The sequence below is a fragment of the Sphaerochaeta sp. UBA5849 genome, from assembly GCA_002432715.1.
Lineage (GTDB): Bacteria > Spirochaetota > Spirochaetia > Sphaerochaetales > Sphaerochaetaceae > Sphaerochaeta.
Window position 1 is genome coordinate 40,706 of the sequence record DJGJ01000018.1, and the last position, 17,422, is coordinate 58,127.

The window sequence follows — 17,422 nt, forward strand, 5'->3', positions numbered from 1 at the left end:
CCTTCCGCGACACCTATCTGGATATCCCCTTCGATGTGAGCGAGGTGCTGTTTATCTGTACGGCAAATACGCTGGATTCCATCCCCAGGCCTTTGCTGGATCGAATGGAGATCATTCAGCTCTCGGGGTACACCAGTGACGAGAAGCTTGCCATCGGCAGGAAGTACCTGGTCCCCAAATCGATGGAAAAGCATGGCCTGACCAAGAACGAAATCAAGTATACCCCGGCAATCCTGAGAAAAATTGCCGATGAGTATGCCAGGGAGGCAGGAGTGAGAAACTTCGAGAAATCCCTGCACAAGATCAACCGCAAGGTCGCCCTCTCCTTGGTCGAAAACAAGATGGAATCCCTGCCTGTGGTCATCGACGAGAAGCTGCTTCTCGAGTATCTCGGCCAGCCGATCTTTGTCGAGGATGAGATCTTGAAAGCCGACAGGCCCGGTATGGCCATCGGTCTTGCATGGACCAGCATGGGTGGCGATACCTTGATCATCGAAGCGCAGAACACTCCCGGCAAGGGTGAGATCAAACTCACCGGTCAGCTTGGGGAGGTAATGCAGGAGTCGGCAAGCATCGCCTATACCTACATCAAGGCGCATGCAACCGAACATAAGATCGACCCGAGTTGGTTTGAGCACAACGCCATCCACCTTCACGTGCCTGAAGGGGCGACTCCGAAGGACGGACCTTCCGCAGGGGTGACCATGGCCGTTGCCCTATACAGCTTGGTCACCGGCCAAGTCATGGCCCCCAACCTGGCCATGACGGGGGAACTGACCCTCAAGGGAAAGGTCATGCCCATCGGCGGCTTGAAGGAGAAGGTGCTTGCAGCAAGAAGGAACAAGATCGAAGCAATCATCATTCCCCAGTTCAACAAGCGCGATCTGGACAAGCTTGACGAGGGGCTGAAAAAAGGCATCACCTTCCATTTGGTGGGTTCGGTCGAAGAGGTGCTTGCAATCGCCTTCCCTGACGATGCGAAACGACCGGCGATGCAGCCCGTCGCGGCAACCGCCCCTCAGCCGAACACAAGCGAAATCGCCGCCATCAGTGCTGCGGTCGCACAAGCGGTCAGGGAGGCGTTGGGTGGGCGTTGAGCTGCTCAGTCCGGCAGGCAATCTTGAGAAGCTGCGTCTCGCCTTCGCTTATGGCGCGGACGCAGCATATCTCGGCCTTTCAGATTTTTCTCTTCGTTCCAATGCGAAGAATTTCACGACAGACGATCTTGAGCAGGTGAGAGCACTCAAAGCCGGAAGCGGCAAACGTCTCTACTGCACATTGAATATGCTCTTTGACGAGGCAAACCTTGCCTTGCTCAAGGAGCAATTGCCAGTGATCAAGACTTGGCCGTTCGATGCCTTCATCATCAGCGATATCGGTCTTGTTCCCCTGCTGCAGGATGCACTTGGACCATCGGTGGAGCTGCATCTCTCGACCCAGGCAAGCTGCACCAACTCCAGCAGTGCTTCGATGTACCAAAAGATGGGATTCAGACGAGTCATCCTGGGTAGGGAGACTCCACTGGAGGATATCAGACGCATCAAGGACGCCAATCCAGATTTAGAGCTTGAGGTATTTGTCCACGGGGCGATGTGCATGGCCTATTCGGGTCGCTGCCTGCTTTCCAGCCACTTGACCGGCCGCAGCGCCAACCAAGGTGATTGCAGCCATACCTGCCGATGGAACTATCAACTGCTCCAAAGCGGGGAGTTGGCTTTGGAGGAAGAACAGCGAAAGGGTGTGTACTACCCGGTGATCGAGCAGGATGGATACACCACCATTCTCTCATCCAAGGACCTGTGCATGATCGATCATCTGCAGCAGTTGGTCGACTGTGGCGTTGATTCCTTGAAGATCGAGGGCCGGATGAAAAGCAGTTACTATGTGGCAGTAGTTACGAGAGCCTATCGAAAAGCCCTCGACGCCCTTCAAACCGGCGATGAAAATTGGAAGACGTTCCGTCAGGACCTCTTCGACATAAGCCACAGGGAGTACTCCACCGGCTTCTTCTTCGGTCATGGGCCGGTCGACCCCGCCATGGGGCAAGGAATCGACAAGAGCACCGAACAGGGATACCTCAGGGACTACCTTTTCTGCGGTTTCATCGGCACGCAGGTCGAACCGGGGATATTCGCCCTCGAATTGAAGAATCAAATCCGCAAGGGGATGACCATCGAATACATCTCAAGCGATGTCCATCACATTGAAGACGATTGCTTTTGTTTGCTGGATGAGCATTTGCAGCCAATCGAACAAGCCGACCACGGCAAGGTACAGTATCTGAAAACAGACAAATCGATACAGACAGGCTATATCATCCGCCGGGAAACTGTGGTTAAATAGCACATATGAAACGAATCCTCCTTTCATTGGCTATGAGTCTTTGCATGCTCAGCACCCTTGCAAGTGCCGCCTTGGTGGATGATTTTTCCTTTCTCAAGGAAATACCAGCCTTTGTGCAGTATGTCCAAGTGGTGAGGGATGCCGGTGATTGCGACAAAGCAGAGGAGCTGCGGGTGAAGCTGCAGAAGACAGGACTTGAAGAGGAGCAACAGATTGTGCTCGATATTCGTACGGCCACCCTGCTTGCCCGCCTGTATACGGAAGGAGAACCAAAAAACCCAAGTCGTTCCCTTGAACTGCTCAAGGAAGCGGAACAGGAACTGGAGGGACTGGAGGAAGATTCATTTTTCAAGCTTATCCTTGAAGCCGAAATCGATTCCATCCACTATCTCCTCAACCCGAGAAGTCTGGGAAAGGGCATCAGCAGCAACGCCAAGATCAACAAGGCGTACAAGCATTACCCCGACCAGGTGTATGCGCGTCTGATGAAGGCCAGCAGTCTGCTCTATGCACCCTCGATTGCCGGAGGGGATGTGAACAAGGCACTGCAGATATATTTGGAGCTTCTTCGTGAAGGGTTGCCGATTCTCTCCCGATGGGATACGGCCAGCCTGTACAGCAATATCGGTGTGGCAAGCATGAAGCGAAACGAGTGGAGTACTGCAAAGGGATACTTGGATGCAGCAAAAGCTCTCTATCGTTTCGACCCCACCCTCGATGCATATTTGAAAGAGGTGCAAGACAAGTTATGAATCTGCTGGTCTCGACCATTATCCTGATCGTGGGCATCTGGTCGTTTTTTCTTTACACAAGCAACCGACGATACTTCGATCGGATAACCAAGCATTGGGAGGCGTTTGAGTCCGAGGACTTGGTCACTGTTGCCATTCCCGCCCGCAATGAGGAATTGCATATCGAAGAATGCGTTCGATCCTTGCAGCATCAGAAACATCAGAATCTGGAAATTTTAGTCTTGGACGACAACTCCACCGATGCCACCGCTTCCTTGGTCCTCGAGCTGCAGAAGCAGGACAGCCGCATCCGTCTCATTACAGGAAAACCCCTTGAGGATGGATGGACGGGCAAGCTTTTTGCGATGCAACAGTTGTACGAAGCCGGCAAAGGTTCATACATTCTCTTCACTGATGCCGATACTCGCCATACTCCTGATTCGATTTCCTACGGCCTCTTTCTGCTTGCTTCACAGAAAGGGGAGATGATCAGCGGATATCCCAAGCAGATTACCCGATCCCTGGCCCTGGAAGTGCTGGTCAGTGTCATGCTTTTCAATCCCGCACTCTTCGTTCCTTTCCGTATCCAAGCTTCCTTGCAGTGGCCGCTTTTTTCCATGGCCATCGGGCAGTACCTGATGATCAAGCGGGAAGCACTCATCTCCTTGGGAGGATTTATACCGATAAAAGGCCAGATCTGCGACGATGTCGCCCTTGCTCGCTTATGCGCAAAAAAAGGACACAAGCAACTCTTCGCGCCGATGCAGACAGCCCTGCAGTGCGAAATGTTCACGACCTTCTCCCAAGGTTGGAAAAGCTTGGAACGGTCCATCATCGGAGTGGTCAAGCAAGGCCTGCTGGGCTTCCTCTTGATTCTCCTCATTGTATTGGTCCTGCTCCTGCTCAGCTTTGCTCCGATTCTGAGCGTGGTTTTTGGGGTTCTGGCTTTTTCAAACCAAAGCTATATGCTTCCCTGTATTTTCTCACTGGCCGGCAGTTTGCTCTTGTTCACCACCTGGAAACGATGTGCAACATACTTCGGATTCTCGCCGCAATCGGGCCGGTTCGGGCCGTTGACCATCCTGCTGGTGGTGCTCATGTACCTCAATGGCCTGTTTCTTCGTCTGAGTGGACGGGGTTTTCTGTGGAAAGGACGCGTTATCACATAAATAACCTTAAATTAACGTGTTATATGCAGGTTTTTCCCTTGCACAGCCAAAAAAGCGTGATAGAATTAGATAACCTAGACACATGGAGGAATCAATGACCATTCACGAACAGATTGTCATGCAGTATGAAACGTACCTCGCAGAGAACCAAAAGTTCACTGAGAAAGGAGTAAAGGTCTCGGCAGCACGAGCCAGAAAGGCTTTGGCAGAAATCGCAAAACTTTGCAAAGATCGCAGAAAAGAGATTCAGGAAGAAAAAGGCGAATAACAATCGCTTGAGTATGGCGTCCTTTGCTGGACGCCATTTCTTTGGCCTCCCGGTGCTCGAAAACCTTTTTGCAACCATACCACGTCTCATCCTGCCTCGTGTGATGAGGCGGGATGACGAAGGAGCACCGAATGCATTACAGGAACGTTTTAAGCAATGTCAGGTGCTTTTCACCCTTCTCTATCTTTTCTTCGAACTCGGCCTTCTTGCCTTGTTCCTTCTCTATGGCCTCAGCTTTCGCGTTGGAAATGAACTTCTCGTTTGAGAGTTTGGCGAGAACACCTTCCAGGCTCTTGCGGCTCTTCTCGATGTCGGCTTCCAGCTTGGCGACCTCTTTCTCTACATCGATGGCCTCACGAACGAAGACGAACATCTCATAGCCGGTACCGGCAACGGGAACCGCCTTGGCGGTGTCTGCACTCTCATCCACTTCAAGCGAAGAAGCTCCTACAAAGCCGGCCATCAGGCTCTTTTGTTCCTCAAAGAAGGAAGCTGCAAAGAATGACGGGTCGCACTTGACCACCACGCGGATTTTTCGTTCGACAGGAATGCCCAAGTCGGAACGCAATGCCCTCAGGGATGTAACCGCTTCCTGCAGTCTTGCCACCTTCATTGCATCCTCATCATGAATCCGGTCATTGCGGTAAGCGGGATACGAGCTGGTGATCAGCGGACCTTCCACGTTTGGCAGCTTTTGGTAGATCTCCTCACTGATGAAGGAAGCAAAGGGATGCATCAGGCGCATCGACTCTGCAAGAAGGTCCAGAAGCAGGGCCACCTGCCGCTCCTTGAGCCCTGAATCCTCGCTGTACAAACCTTGTTTGGCGCTTTCGATATACCAGTCGCAAAAATCGTTCCAGAAGAAATCATACACAGCCTGGGCGCCATCACTGAACTTATAGCTCTCGAGCGCCAACTTCACCTTCCGCGTTGCCTCATTGAGCTGGTGGTAGATCCACTTGTCCATGGTTGACAAATCAACCGAGGAAACATCGATAGCATCCACACCCTCCAGGTTCATCAGAAGGAACCGGGCGGCATTCCATACCTTGTTTGCAAAACGGGAACCAAGTTTGAAGGAGTCCATATCGATGAGGATGTCCTGACCCTGGGTGGCCATGTAGCAGAGGGTGAACTTCATCGCATCAGCGCCGTACTGCTGTACAACATCCAAGGGGTCGATTCCGTTTCCCAGGCTCTTGCTCATCTTTCTTCCCTGCTTGTCACGAACCAAACCGGTAATGTAGATATCGCGGAACGGGACGTCCCCCATCAGCTCCAAGGAAGCCATGATCATTCGGGAAACCCAGAAGAAGATGATATCGTATGCGGTGACCAACGTGGTGGTCGGGAAATACGTGGCAAGATCTGCTGTCTTTTGCGGCCATCCCAACGTACTGAACGGCCACAACCATGAACTGAACCAGGTATCGAGAACATCCGTTTCCTGCACAAGATCGGTACTATGGCACTTCGGACACTCGGAGGGATCCTGTCTGGCTACGATGATTTCGTTGCACTGCCGGCACTCCCACACAGGAATTCGGTGCCCCCACCACAGCTGACGGCTGATGCACCAGTCATGGATGTTTTCCAGCCAATGGCTGTAGGTATTCTCCCAACGCTTCGGATAGAAGACAATTTTCTCATCCTTCCAAGCCTTGAGGGCTTTGTCGGCCATACCTTTCATGCTGACAAACCATTGATTGGACAGATACGGCTCAATAACGGTATTGCAACGGTAGCAATGACCTACATCGTGGTTGTGTTCCACTTCCTTGATCAGGAACCCCTGTTCCTTCAAGTCTTGTACAACCAGTGACCGGGCCTCAATGGCATTGATGTTTCGGTATTTTTCCGGGCAGTTCTCATTGAGCGTCCCATCGGCATTCAGTACATTCACTTTTTCAAGGTTGTGGCGCTTGCCGCACTGCCAGTCGTTGGGATCGTGAGCCGGAGTAATCTTCACCATGCCGGTGCCGAACGTCATATCAACGAAACTGTCGGCAATGATGGGGATTTTTCGGCCGGTCAAGGGAAGGTCCAACAGCTTGCCCACCAAGTGGGTATATCGTTCATCCTCGGGATTGACGGCAACGGCAACGTCGCCGAACATCGTCTCGGGTCTGGTTGTGGCAACGGTGATGAACCCGCTTCCATCACTGTATGGATACCGCACATCGTACAGGAAGGCATGCACCGGCTGGTATTCAACCTCATCATCGGCAAGTGCGGTTCCGCACTTCGGGCAATAGTTCACCAGATACTCGCCCTTGTAGATGAGTCCGCGCTCATACAGGGTGACAAAGCTTTCCCGTACCGCTTGGCTGAGGCCTTCATCCATGGTGAATCTTTCATGCTCCCAGTCGCAACTGCAGCCGATTTTCTGCAGTTGTTCCTTGATGATGCTGTGATGCTTCTCTTTCACCTGCCAGGTACGTTCAAGGAACCGGTCGCGTCCGAGGTCCTGTCTTCGAAGGCCTTCCTTGGCAAGCTGGCGTTCCACCACGTTCTGGGTGGCGATCCCTGCATGGTCGGTTCCGGGCACCCACAGGGTGGGCCTGCCGGTCATGCGGTAGTACCGGGTGAGGATGTCCTGCAGGGAGTTGTTCAGGGCATGACCCATATGCAGGATTCCGGTGACGTTGGGAGGAGGCATTACAATGGTGAATGGAGTTTGCTGCCCTGCTACCGGCTTGAACAAACCCTCTTGGGTCCATGCTTGATAAATTCGATCCTCAAACGTTTTTGGATCATAGGCTTTGGCCAATTCAATTGCCTTCACAAACTGCCTCCTACTCGGAAAAAGAGTCTGTTCATAGTAGCAAAATAGGGAAGGCTCTACAAGTGAATGTAGAGCCTTCGACATGAGAGCGAGAGGATTTATCTCTTATTCGAGAGGAGTCACCGCCTTCAATTCCAACTTGACTGCATACCCCATAGCGTCAAGATGCTGAACGATCTGCTCCAGACTGAACATATCGAGAGAAGGTTTCTGAACATCGGTCACCTGCCGAATGTGAGCACTGTTAATGGGCTCGACAACCCCAGGAAGGATTTCCTGTCCCATCTGGGGTTGTGTACCGAACAACATGAACGCACCGATGAATACCACCACGAACGCAGCTGCGCTGGTGATCAAAGCTGGAACCAGCTTGATTTGAATTTTTTTGCGAAAAATGTGCATCTTCTTGTTTGCGGAGGGAAACCGCGTCTTCTCAAAGTACGCGTATACCCGATCCTGGCGAGCCTTGATGTCAGAGTCACGCAACCTTGCATCATACAAAGTCTGATGCAATGAGCGAAGTTGCTCCAAACGTTGGCGACAGGCGTTGCAATAGGAAAGATGCTCCTGGACCTGGGTCTTCCAAGGTTCCTGCAGCTCATCGTCAAGATAGGTATTCAACAGTTCGTCGTCCACACACATACACTACTCCTGGCTGAGAATCGACTCGAGCATTTTACGTGCCCGATAGACTCGTACCTTCACATTACTTTCAGAAATATGGAGCACACTCGCGATTTGCTTGTAATCCATGTCGGTATACTCTTTCATCACAATGACAAGCCTGAACTTCTCAGGAAGCTGGTCTATGGCCTCCTGTACGAGTTTGCGGGTCTCCTTATCCTCCAACACCTGGGCACCGTCGGAAGTGTTGGCATGCATGGCAGGAACCTTTTTCAGCTTCTCCACCATCCCCATCTCCCGGGCTTTCCGTTTCACTTGGTTGATGGCAAGGTTTTTCGACACCCTGATCAGCCAATACTTGGCATCATCAAGGGTGGCAAACTCCATCCCCTTGTCAAAGAACCTGATGAAAGCTTCCTGGCAAATCTCTTCAGCAAGGTCCTGATTGTTGGTGACGTGATAGACCACGCGCATCAATATCGGGAAAACCTCTTCATAAACTCGCTTGAACGCTCGCTCATCGTTGCTCTGTATTTCCATAACGTTAACAACTCACCAGTAACCAAGTTACATCTTTTTTTCCAAAGAGCTTCCCGAAGGTGTATCTTTGACAACATAGCCCATCGCATCCAATTCTGAACGCAGAGAATCCGCTAGAGCCCAGTCCTTCACCTTCTTCGCCTCAATTCGCTGTTGCAGCAGCGCCATCGCTTCAGGTGGAAAGGTTTGCTCCTCAGCCTTGGTGATGGTGTCGAACCTCAAGCCAAACACTTGGTCGAAGTACAGGCAGAGTGTGTATTTTTCATCGATTGAGAGACCTTCATCCTTCAGCACGCCCCACAGGTCGGCCAGGGAGCGGGGAGTATTCAGGTCATTTTGGACATGCTCAAGAAATGCCGATTGGTAGGCCAAGGCCTCACTTCGTTGCAACGCAATCTTTTTTGCACCCTGATTCAAAAGATTCTGAATTCGGTCATATACGTTGCGGCGGGCCGTGCGAGCGGTTTCCAACGACTCAAAGCTGAACTTCAGCTGACTGCGATAGTGCCCGCCCAGGCAGAAATACCGGTAATCCATCGGATCGAAGCCCTTGCTCTCAAGCAGGCCCAAGGTGAGGAATTCACCTTTGCTCTTGCTCATCTTGCCTGTCTCATCAAGCAAGAACTCACCATGCAGCCAGTATTTGACCCAAGGCTTGCCGGTGGCCGCCTCGCTTTGCGCGATTTCATTGGTATGGTGCACCGGAATGGCATCGATGCCGCCGCAATGAATGTCGAACGACTCACCCAAATAGTGCATGCTCATTGCAGAGCACTCGATGTGCCAACCGGGAAAGCCCCTGCCCCAAGGAGAGTCCCACATCATCGCCTGCTCTCCGTGCTTGCTCTTGGTGAACCAAAGAACGAAGTCCTTGCTGTTCTTCTTGTTCCCATCCACCTCGACATCGTCACGTACTGCAGTCCTCAAGGCTTGTAGGTCAAGGCGGGCAAGCTTTCCGTAATCATCTATGGAGTCGATGCTGAAGTAGACATTTCCCCCACTGATATAGGTGTGCCCTCTCTCTTCAAGCCGCTTGATCAATGCAATCATCTGCTCTATATGATCGGTGGCTTTGCAGACCGTGGTCGGCCGGATCATATTCAGTTCATCATAATCCTTGAAAAACGCCTCGGTGTAGTAGGATGCGATTTCCCATACCGTCCGGTTGGTCTTGCTTGCCATCTTTTCAAGCTTGTCTTCCCCGTCGTCCCCATCACCGGTCAAATGACCGACGTCGGTGATGTTCATCACATGATTCACCTTGAAACCCGAAATGAGGAGGGTGCGCTTTAACAGGTCTTCAAACAAATATGTCCGCAAATTTCCGATATGTGCATAGTTGTATACAGTCGGGCCGCAGGTATAGAGTCCTACATCAGACTCCTTGATGGGCTGGAATGGTTCCAGCTGACGGCTCATCGTATTGTAGAGAAGGACAGACATGCAGAGCTCCTTTAGGTTGCCCACCCCGAAAAAAGGGGGTAAGATGACTCCATGCATACCAATGTACGCAATAGCGATGAAAAAATCAACCTTGACCACCTGCTCATCGAGCAGGTTGAACTGGCTGGGCTCAGCGGCATCCATACCGGCGGCAAGGCCGACTTGGCAGCTTACCCTTCTGATTTTGATGAGTTGCGCCTCCTCCTCGACTATGCGCAAACGCACAAACTGCCGATCACCATTCTCGGCAGCGCCACCAACTGCCTGATAAGCGACGACGGTATCGAAGGGCTGACGATCTTCACATGCCACCTCAGGCGAAGGCATGTCCAAGGTGAGATGTTCTGTGTCCGCAGCGGCCTTTTGCTCGACCGTGCGATTGACTACGCCCTCGAGGATGGTTTGGGCGGGCTGGAACTGCTTGGAGGACTTCCTGGGACGGTGGGGGGAGCCATTGCCGGCAACAGCGGAGCACATGGCATGCATATCTCGGATCTGCTGTACTATGTCGATTACCTGACAATGGACGGGAAGATGCATCGAAAACAGATTCACCGTGACGATTTCACCTACCGCAACACCCCGTTCTCGAACCGAAAAGACATCATCATCTATGAAGCTGGTTTCAGGCTCACCCCGATTACCCAGACAAGTGAAGCCCGCAAGCGCAAGGATGAGGTGAAAGCAAAGCGAAAACTGAATGGCCAGTACGACCACCCCAGCATAGGATGTATTTTCAAGAATCCCGAAGCCCTGCATGCAGGACAGCTGATCGATGAGTGCGGCTTGAAGGGATACTCCATCGGGGGGGCGAAAGTGTCTCTGCGTCACGCCAATTTCATCATCAATCCCAACAAGCATGCCACTAGCAGTGATGTGAAAGCACTCATCGAGCATATCAGACAGCACGTGTTTGAGAAGACTCATGTCATGCTCGAGGAGGAGATTCATTATGTTGGTCGGTGGTGATATGGAAGGAATAGGAGATTGTCAGGCCTTTTTGCGGGTGGAAGCGAAGGGAGACCGAGCCGTTGCTTCGTTGGAATACAAACACTGCAGAGATTTTTGAAGACTGGAAGGACAGCCTTGCCATCTTGTCTTCCATCAGCAGCTTTGGCGGGGAATCGGAGGAGAACACCACGCCGGTTTGCAGCTTGGAACCTGCATACAGCACCTGCAGCTCCATCTCCCGGCTCCTTGCACTCAGTGCATCAACCAAAAATTCTTGTTGGTACTCTACTGACAGGCCCTTATACGCAAAGCGTGTCTCAAGAACAGTCTGCATCGTCTGGGAGTGCCCGCCATGGATGGGGGGAAGGCCAAGGGTGGAGCTGTAGCTGTGATGCAGGCTGAAGCCCTTCTTTTGAACATGAATGCCGGCCTCCAGGTTCCGCACAAAAAAAGGGCTGTTGCTGCTGCTCTGAAAACTGACGGGCCCCACTCTGATGCCCGCCGTCGTTGAGATTGCAAGACTACGGAACTCCCCCCATACACCCTCAACACTCCAAAAGGCCTGATCTGAATCAAACCGGTATCGGACGATCAGGTTTCGCCCAAGGAGGTGATTGTCCCACGCCAAGGCCAAATCCTCAGCATGCACATCGTTCGGTCCCAGCTGATAGAGGGCTGAAAAAGAGCCTGCCTGGACCTCGATTGCGGTCTGCTCTCCCCCACCGCGCAGCAGTGATACCGAATAGGCCGGTTGTTGAAAGGAAAGGCTTCGCCAGGACTGTGCCGGCAGGAAGGTGTACAGGCCAATGTATCGGCTGTCGGTGTAGGAAAAATATGGGGATGAGAGCTTGTTCACCTTCGCCTGCATCTGCATCCTTTTGAGATTGATGTTGGATTCAACGTCAAGTTGAAACGCCTTTTGTGCATAGGTATACCTACCTTTGTAATATCCGGTGTCGGGATGGAACGTCAGATTGAGTGTCGATTGCCCCACAAGATCGGCAAAGGGCAAAAGAAACAGACAGAGCAGAGCTACCTTCATGATAGGAAAAGAACTAGTACTTCCTGTTTTGCTTCAGGTTGATTATTCTGCGTAATAGTGATTTAATGACTTGGAACCAATCAACATTCCAATTATCGGTAAACCATATGAACTATAGGAGTCTTTCATGGTAATTCTGACCCTGAATTGTGGCAGCTCATCTGCCAAGTACCAAGTCTACGACTGGGCGAACAAGGATATTCTTGCTGTAGGAGTCGTAGAGCGAATCGGACTGGAGTATTCCACCATTGAGCATAAAGCCAACGGCAAGGAGGAGTACCACGCAGAATTCTCTTCCCCCACCCACAAGGAAGCCATCGAGTTGATCATCCGCATGCTGATGGATGATGAGTATGGCGTCATCAAGGACCTCAAGGAAATCGGTGCAGTCGGTCACAGGGTCCTGCATGGAGGCGAGGTATTCAAGAAGTCCGCACTGGTAACGGATGAGGTCATCGAGCAGTTGAAGAAGGTCGTTCCCCTCGGCCCGTTGCACATGCCTGCCAATATCATGGGTATCGAGGCAGCCCGAAAGGCCATGCCCGATGTTCCCCAGGCCATCGTCCTCGACACCGCCTGGCACCAGACCATGCCCGATGAAGCCTTCATGTATGCAGTTCCGTACGAATGGTACACCAAGTACAATGTACGGCGCTACGGCTTCCATGGAACCAGCCATCTCTATTGTGCAAAGCGTGCCGCAGTTGTGTTGGGCAAGGAAAACAAGGATACCAATGTCATCATCTGCCACATCGGCAACGGCGCATCAGTCTGTGCTGTGAAGAATGGCATCTGTATCGACACCTCCATGGGTCTCACCCCGCTTGAGGGCCTGGTGATGGGTTCTCGCAGCGGCGACATCGATCCGGCCATCATCCCCTACATGATGGACAACACCGGCATGAGCGCCAAGGAGATGGATACCACCCTCAACAAGAAGAGCGGCTTGATCGGTCTGTGCGGCAAGAGCGACCGACGCGATGTGCTGAAGGCCAGCCAGGAAGGAGACCTTCGTGCGAAACTTGCCATCGATATGGAGTGCAGAAGGCTGAAGAAATACATCGGCGGCTATGCCACCCTGCTTGACGGCAAGCTCGATGCCATCGTATTCACCGCCGGTGTGGGGGAAATGGCCCGCCACATCCGCCTTGGAGCCTGCAAAGGACTCGAAGCCATCGGGGCCAAGCTCGATGAACACAAGAACGAAGTATGTTTCAGCAGAAATGGTGAGTTTGTGATCAGCACCGATGACTCTCCGGTCAAGATTCTGGTGATCCCCACCGATGAAGAGCTGGTCATGACCGAAGATGCCTATGCATTGATGAACGGAACCTACGATGTACATACCAACTTCCATTATACCTTTGAAGAGAAGGACTATGTGAACAAGGGTCGTGAACGGGATTTGAAGAAGAACATTGAGAAGAATCCCGAGTTGGCCACAATCCTGGCCATCCCGCGCTGAAATACCTCATCGGAACAGGACGCCTTCGGGCGTCCTGATTCATAAGGTGTGAATAATCTATGAAAAAACCACATCCACCCTTGCATTCATAAAGGATTGTGTACTACGGTTTGATCATGAATACGATTCTGGTAGTTGAAGACGACATCGACATTCGAGAATTGGAACGCTATACCTTGGCCAGCAACGGATATGCCGTACTCCAGGCGGAACACGGCAAACAAGCTTTGGAAGTTCTCTCATCGCAAAGCGTCGATTTGATCATCCTCGACATCATGATGCCGGTCATGGATGGGCTTACGCTCATCAAGACGCTTCGATACGGTTTGAACAACACAACACCCATCATTGTGGTATCGGCAAAGGGAGAGGAGAGCGACATCATCACCGCCTTGGAACTGGGAGCCGATGACTACCTGACAAAACCTTTCAGCATGAATGTGCTTACCAGCAAAATCCGGGCTGTCTTAAGACGCTCGGAACAGCTTCAGAGCCCTCAAGTGGTACATCATGCAGGCCTGGTCATGGATCAGGGTCGGCATGTGTGCCTGGTGGACAACCAAGAAATCGACCTTACGGCAACTGAATTCTCATTGCTCTATCTGTTGGCCGGCAATGCCGAACAGGTTTTCACCCGCAACCAGATGATCACCCGGATCAAGGGAAGCGACTACCCTGTCACCGACCGATCCATCGATGTCCAGGTTGCCACCATCAGAAAAAAACTCGGAGCGTACGGCAGCAGGATCAAGACCGTTTGGGGTATCGGATACACCTATAAGGAAAGTTGACTCATTTCAGATTTTCAAGCTCCCTGTACACTCTTGCAAGAAAACCAGTGTCCTCTTCTGCAAACGGTGAAGCTTCCGGCTCCTTTTCCCTGACAGCCCCGATGACAGGATCCTGACGGCTTCTCACCTCATTTCCCAATGCCTTGGTATAGGTTTTGCCATCGGCTCTCCCCTGCAGAACATCCTCTGCTATCTGTTGGCTGGTGCCGACCACCGAGAGAAGCGAAGCGAGCTCTGCATCCTGCAACAGCAAAAGCTGTTGTTCCTGCTTCGCGGTGATCGGAATGGAGGAGTCGCTTCCTTGGTGGAGCTGCAGTGCTGCAAAGCGTGCCATGTGCCGGCCTCGTTCAACACCGGCAGCAGCCCATACCGCATAATGTTCCTGTTCATCCTTGATCACCACCTGTGAGCTTTCCAACAGCTTCAAAGCCAATACGGCAAGGTCTGACGAAGGCATCAACAGCCTCCTTTTTCCCACCTTGTTGAAAAAGTGCGCCTGCCCAAGCGGGGTGTCGACTCTTCCTGAATAATAGCTGGGATGCTTGCCATCCTCATCCAGAATGCAGAGTGTAAATCGGTTGCCTACGATATCGACACCGACAGCCTGTCTTTGTTGTGTTTCCATGCCATAAGTATACAAGCCAACCGAATTCCAACCAGTGATGAAAGAAATCCGTTTCCCTTGCAACACAGAATCGACAGTGGTACAGTTTTCCCCATGGCTACACTTCTTGAAGCGCTGTGCGCTTTCATCAACGGAGAATGCGGATGCATCAGCATCACCGGCAGCGGGGGAAAAACCACCGCCTTGACGGCACTTGCCCTCCACTACGCCAAATTCGGCAAACGCGTCCTGGTCTCCACCACCACAAAGCTGGAGCTTCCCCGACTTCGCGACTATGGCTGCGACATCTACTATAGCGACGAGCGGGTTTTCAGGCATACACCGAAGCAGGGTGAGCGCGTCTTCTATGCATGCGAGGGGAAGGATAAGGCACTCGCTCCTCCTCTCTCTCATCTGGAGACACTGATGGATTTCTATGATGTTCTTGTGCTCGAAGCCGACGGAGCCCGCCACAAACCCTTGAAACTCCACAGCGACTGCGATCCCGTTGTCCCGGACTTCACCACCTCAACGCTTGCTGTCATGGGCATGTCAGGGTGGGGGCAGGAACTTGGCCGGTGTTGCTTCGGCTGGAACCAGGACGGGCACAGGGTGGCCGACGATGAAGCATATCTGTATTTGTTGCATCATCAAGACGGGGTCCTCAAGGGTGCAGCCGGAAGGACCCTGGTGCTTTGCAACCAAGCTGAGAACACAGGATCTGAGACGATGACAACCCTCGCTCGCTCGTTGGATGCAATCCCCATCTATTTTGGTTCTTTGCAAACCAATACACTACTCTTCAGGAAGGAACCATGAATACCACAGTACTGCAACAAGCCTCATACCTGGGCGAACACAATCAAGCCTTTGTGTTTGTCATCATCCTGAAAACCGAAGGATCGGCAAGCCGGAGCCAGGGTGCCATGGTGGTCGATCAAGCGGGAATCGTCACCGGAACAATCGGCGGCGGGGAAACCGAGGCCTACGCACAGCGCCAAGCCCTCGATCTTCTGTCCTCACAAGAGCAATCACGCCATCTCGCGTTCACTGTCCGGCAGGGGGAAGTCAGCGATGCAGGGACGGTGCACCTGCTGCTGCTGGCCTGCACCACCGAAAGCATGCAGAAAGCGTTCAGCCAATTCAGGGCTTGGGAGGCCCATCAATTGCACCATGTAATGGGCTTGCAACTCCAGCCTTCAATTGCCCTGATGGGGCTTTGTGAAGGAGGGGCCACCATCGGTGAAGTGCATCCACAATTCCTCGAACAGGCGCATCAGGTCCTTGAGAACAATGTTCCCCGCTACATCGAGACCAACAATTGGACTTGTTATTTGAGCCTCCCGGTCAAGGCGCACAACCTGCTGCTCATAGGGGGAGGACACGTCAACCAGGCGGTTGCACAACTAGCTCATGCGGTGGGCCTACCCACCCAGGTCGTGGAAACCCGGGCGGAGTTTGCAACCGAGGACCTGTTTCCCTTTGCAAAGAAGCGAATCGTCGCAGAGACGATGCAAAAAGCCCTTGAGGAGGCAAGCATCAATGCTCGTACCGTCTGCGTCATTGCCAGCCATGCCTTCGACGAGGAGTCTGCCAAGCTGCTTCTGGACCGCGATATCGCCTATCTGGGTGTCCTCGGGTCTCGGCATAAGGCCAAGAGGCTGGCTGCATCCTTGAAATGCCGGACTCAAGCCATACAAAAGTTTTACTGCCCCATCGGTCTGGACCTGGGAAGTGAGACACCCCAGGAAATAGCTGTCTCGGTAATCGCCGAGGTCATGAAAGTGATCAACCAAACAACCGGAAGCAGCTTGAGAAACCTGGGGAGGAGGGTGGTATTGGTGCGAGGTGGCGGTGATTTGGCGACCGGAGTCATTCTCAGGCTCCATCGCAGCGGTTACCGTGTCATTGTCCTGGAAACGGAGCAACCCTCGGTCATCCGTACCACCGTCAGCCTCGCCCAGGCTATGTTTCAAGGAAGAGTCGAGGTTGAAGGAATCACAGCGCAGAGGTGTGCTACGGTGAAAGAAGCGTTCAACCTGCTCGATGAAGACATCATCCCCGTTCTGGCAGACCCGGCCATGGAGTGCCTTGATGAGGTCCAGCCCGTTTGCCTGGTGGATGCCATCATGGCCAAACGGAATCTGGGCACCCATATCGATGATGCTCCACTGGTCATCGCCCTTGGTCCTGGGTTTGAGGCTGGAGTGGATGCAGACATCGTCATTGAAACCAAACGAGGACACAGCCTTGGACGCATCCTCAGATCGGGTTGTGCAATCCCCAACACCGGCATTCCCGGCCTTGTGAACGGATTCGGAGAAGAGCGGGTGCTCCACTCCCCCAAGGCTGGAATTTTCAGATCACAGTGCACCATCGGTGACTTGGTTCACACAGGCCAGGTCATTGCAACCGTTGATGGTGAGCCGATTTTCGCTCCCATCGACGGCAAGCTCAGGGGCCTGCTCAATTCAGGCTTGCATGTCACCGCCCACTTCAAGGTTGCGGATATCGATCCCAGGGGGGAACAGGCCGACCATACCACGGTCAGTGAGAAAGCCTATGCCATTGGGGGAGCCGTGCTGGAAGCGCTGGATGGGTTTCTGAATCGGGCATAAGCCATTGATTTTTTAAAACTTTAATGGATTATTTCACTGTATTGCAGT

Annotated in this window: 16 protein-coding genes; 10 read left to right on the forward strand and 6 right to left on the reverse strand. The window is 52.5% G+C overall.

Annotation, left to right across the window (positions count from 1 at the left end; translation table 11 throughout):
- From B3K89_RS02335 to B3K89_RS02355, 5 genes are all read left to right on the forward strand, one after another.
- The coding region (locus B3K89_RS02335; protein WP_345907011.1) for a S16 family serine protease at window positions 1-1,097 on the forward strand (1,097 nt) is incomplete at its 5' end.
- The gene (locus B3K89_RS02340; RefSeq protein ID WP_293894840.1) at window positions 1,087-2,343 is read left to right on the forward strand and encodes a peptidase U32 family protein; all 1,257 of its coding nucleotides are present in this window, start codon (window positions 1,087-1,089) and stop codon (window positions 2,341-2,343) included. The genes B3K89_RS02335 and B3K89_RS02340, both read left to right, overlap by 11 nt.
- Before the next feature lie 5 nt (window positions 2,344-2,348).
- Window positions 2,349-3,095 carry a hypothetical protein gene (locus B3K89_RS02345; protein WP_293894837.1) on the forward strand — a complete coding sequence of 249 codons (747 nt, stop codon included), beginning with the start codon at window positions 2,349-2,351 and terminating at the stop codon, window positions 3,093-3,095.
- Window positions 3,092-4,243, forward strand: coding sequence for a glycosyltransferase (locus tag B3K89_RS02350; RefSeq protein ID WP_293894834.1), 1,152 nt, complete (start codon window positions 3,092-3,094; stop codon window positions 4,241-4,243). Before B3K89_RS02345 ends, B3K89_RS02350 begins: the two co-directional genes overlap by 4 nt.
- A gap of 94 nt (window positions 4,244-4,337) precedes the next feature.
- Window positions 4,338-4,511, forward strand: a complete 174-nt coding sequence (locus B3K89_RS02355) for a hypothetical protein (protein WP_244771149.1) — start codon at window positions 4,338-4,340, stop codon at window positions 4,509-4,511.
- Window positions 4,512-4,647: 136 nt separating this feature from the next.
- Here the strand turns inward: B3K89_RS02355 and B3K89_RS02360 are convergent, their stop codons facing one another.
- The 4 genes from B3K89_RS02360 to cysS form a co-directional block, all read right to left on the reverse strand.
- Window positions 4,648-7,296, reverse strand: a complete 2,649-nt coding sequence (locus B3K89_RS02360; RefSeq protein ID WP_293894827.1) for a valine--tRNA ligase — start codon at window positions 7,294-7,296, stop codon at window positions 4,648-4,650.
- Between the two features lie 105 nt (window positions 7,297-7,401).
- Entirely contained in the window at window positions 7,402-7,938 is a 537-nt protein-coding gene (locus B3K89_RS02365; RefSeq protein WP_293894824.1) for an anti-sigma factor family protein, read from the reverse strand.
- A 3-nt stretch (window positions 7,939-7,941) separates the two neighbouring features.
- The gene (locus B3K89_RS02370) at window positions 7,942-8,460 is read right to left on the reverse strand and encodes an RNA polymerase sigma factor (protein ID WP_293894821.1); all 519 of its coding nucleotides are present in this window, start codon (window positions 8,458-8,460) and stop codon (window positions 7,942-7,944) included.
- Window positions 8,461-8,487: 27 nt separating this feature from the next.
- Window positions 8,488-9,903, reverse strand: a complete 1,416-nt coding sequence (gene cysS / locus B3K89_RS02375; protein WP_293894818.1) for a cysteine--tRNA ligase — start codon at window positions 9,901-9,903, stop codon at window positions 8,488-8,490.
- Window positions 9,904-9,954: 51 nt separating this feature from the next.
- On the opposite strand from cysS, the gene murB reads away from it, so the two are divergent.
- The gene (gene murB / locus B3K89_RS02380; RefSeq protein WP_293894815.1) at window positions 9,955-10,872 is read left to right on the forward strand and encodes a UDP-N-acetylmuramate dehydrogenase; all 918 of its coding nucleotides are present in this window, start codon (window positions 9,955-9,957) and stop codon (window positions 10,870-10,872) included.
- Here murB and B3K89_RS02385 read toward each other — a convergent pair.
- Complete coding sequence (locus B3K89_RS02385) at window positions 10,832-11,896, reverse strand: hypothetical protein (RefSeq protein WP_293894812.1); 1,065 nt, start codon at window positions 11,894-11,896, stop codon at window positions 10,832-10,834. The genes murB and B3K89_RS02385 overlap by 41 nt on opposite strands.
- Window positions 11,897-12,023: 127 nt before the next feature.
- Here B3K89_RS02385 and B3K89_RS02390 point away from each other — a divergent pair, with 127 nt between their 5' ends.
- Together B3K89_RS02390 and B3K89_RS02395 are read left to right on the forward strand one after the other, a co-directional pair.
- A complete protein-coding gene (locus tag B3K89_RS02390; protein WP_293894809.1) occupies window positions 12,024-13,361 on the forward strand; it encodes an acetate kinase in 1,338 nt (445 codons plus the stop codon).
- Between the two features lie 116 nt (window positions 13,362-13,477).
- Complete coding sequence (locus tag B3K89_RS02395; protein WP_293894806.1) at window positions 13,478-14,152, forward strand: response regulator transcription factor; 675 nt, start codon at window positions 13,478-13,480, stop codon at window positions 14,150-14,152.
- 1 nt (window position 14,153) lies between these two features.
- Here the strand turns inward: B3K89_RS02395 and B3K89_RS02400 are convergent, their stop codons facing one another.
- Entirely contained in the window at window positions 14,154-14,777 is a 624-nt protein-coding gene (locus tag B3K89_RS02400) for a hypothetical protein (RefSeq protein ID WP_293894803.1), read from the reverse strand.
- Window positions 14,778-14,870: 93 nt separating this feature from the next.
- On the opposite strand from B3K89_RS02400, the gene yqeC reads away from it, so the two are divergent.
- Window positions 14,871-15,575, forward strand: coding sequence for a selenium cofactor biosynthesis protein YqeC (gene yqeC / locus B3K89_RS02405; protein ID WP_293894800.1), 705 nt, complete (start codon window positions 14,871-14,873; stop codon window positions 15,573-15,575).
- Window positions 15,572-17,374: a selenium-dependent molybdenum cofactor biosynthesis protein YqeB gene (gene yqeB, locus B3K89_RS02410; protein WP_345907012.1), complete on the forward strand. Its 1,803-nt coding sequence runs from the start codon at window positions 15,572-15,574 to the stop codon at window positions 17,372-17,374. Before yqeC ends, yqeB begins: the two co-directional genes overlap by 4 nt.
- The last annotated feature ends 48 nt before the right edge of the window (window positions 17,375-17,422 follow it).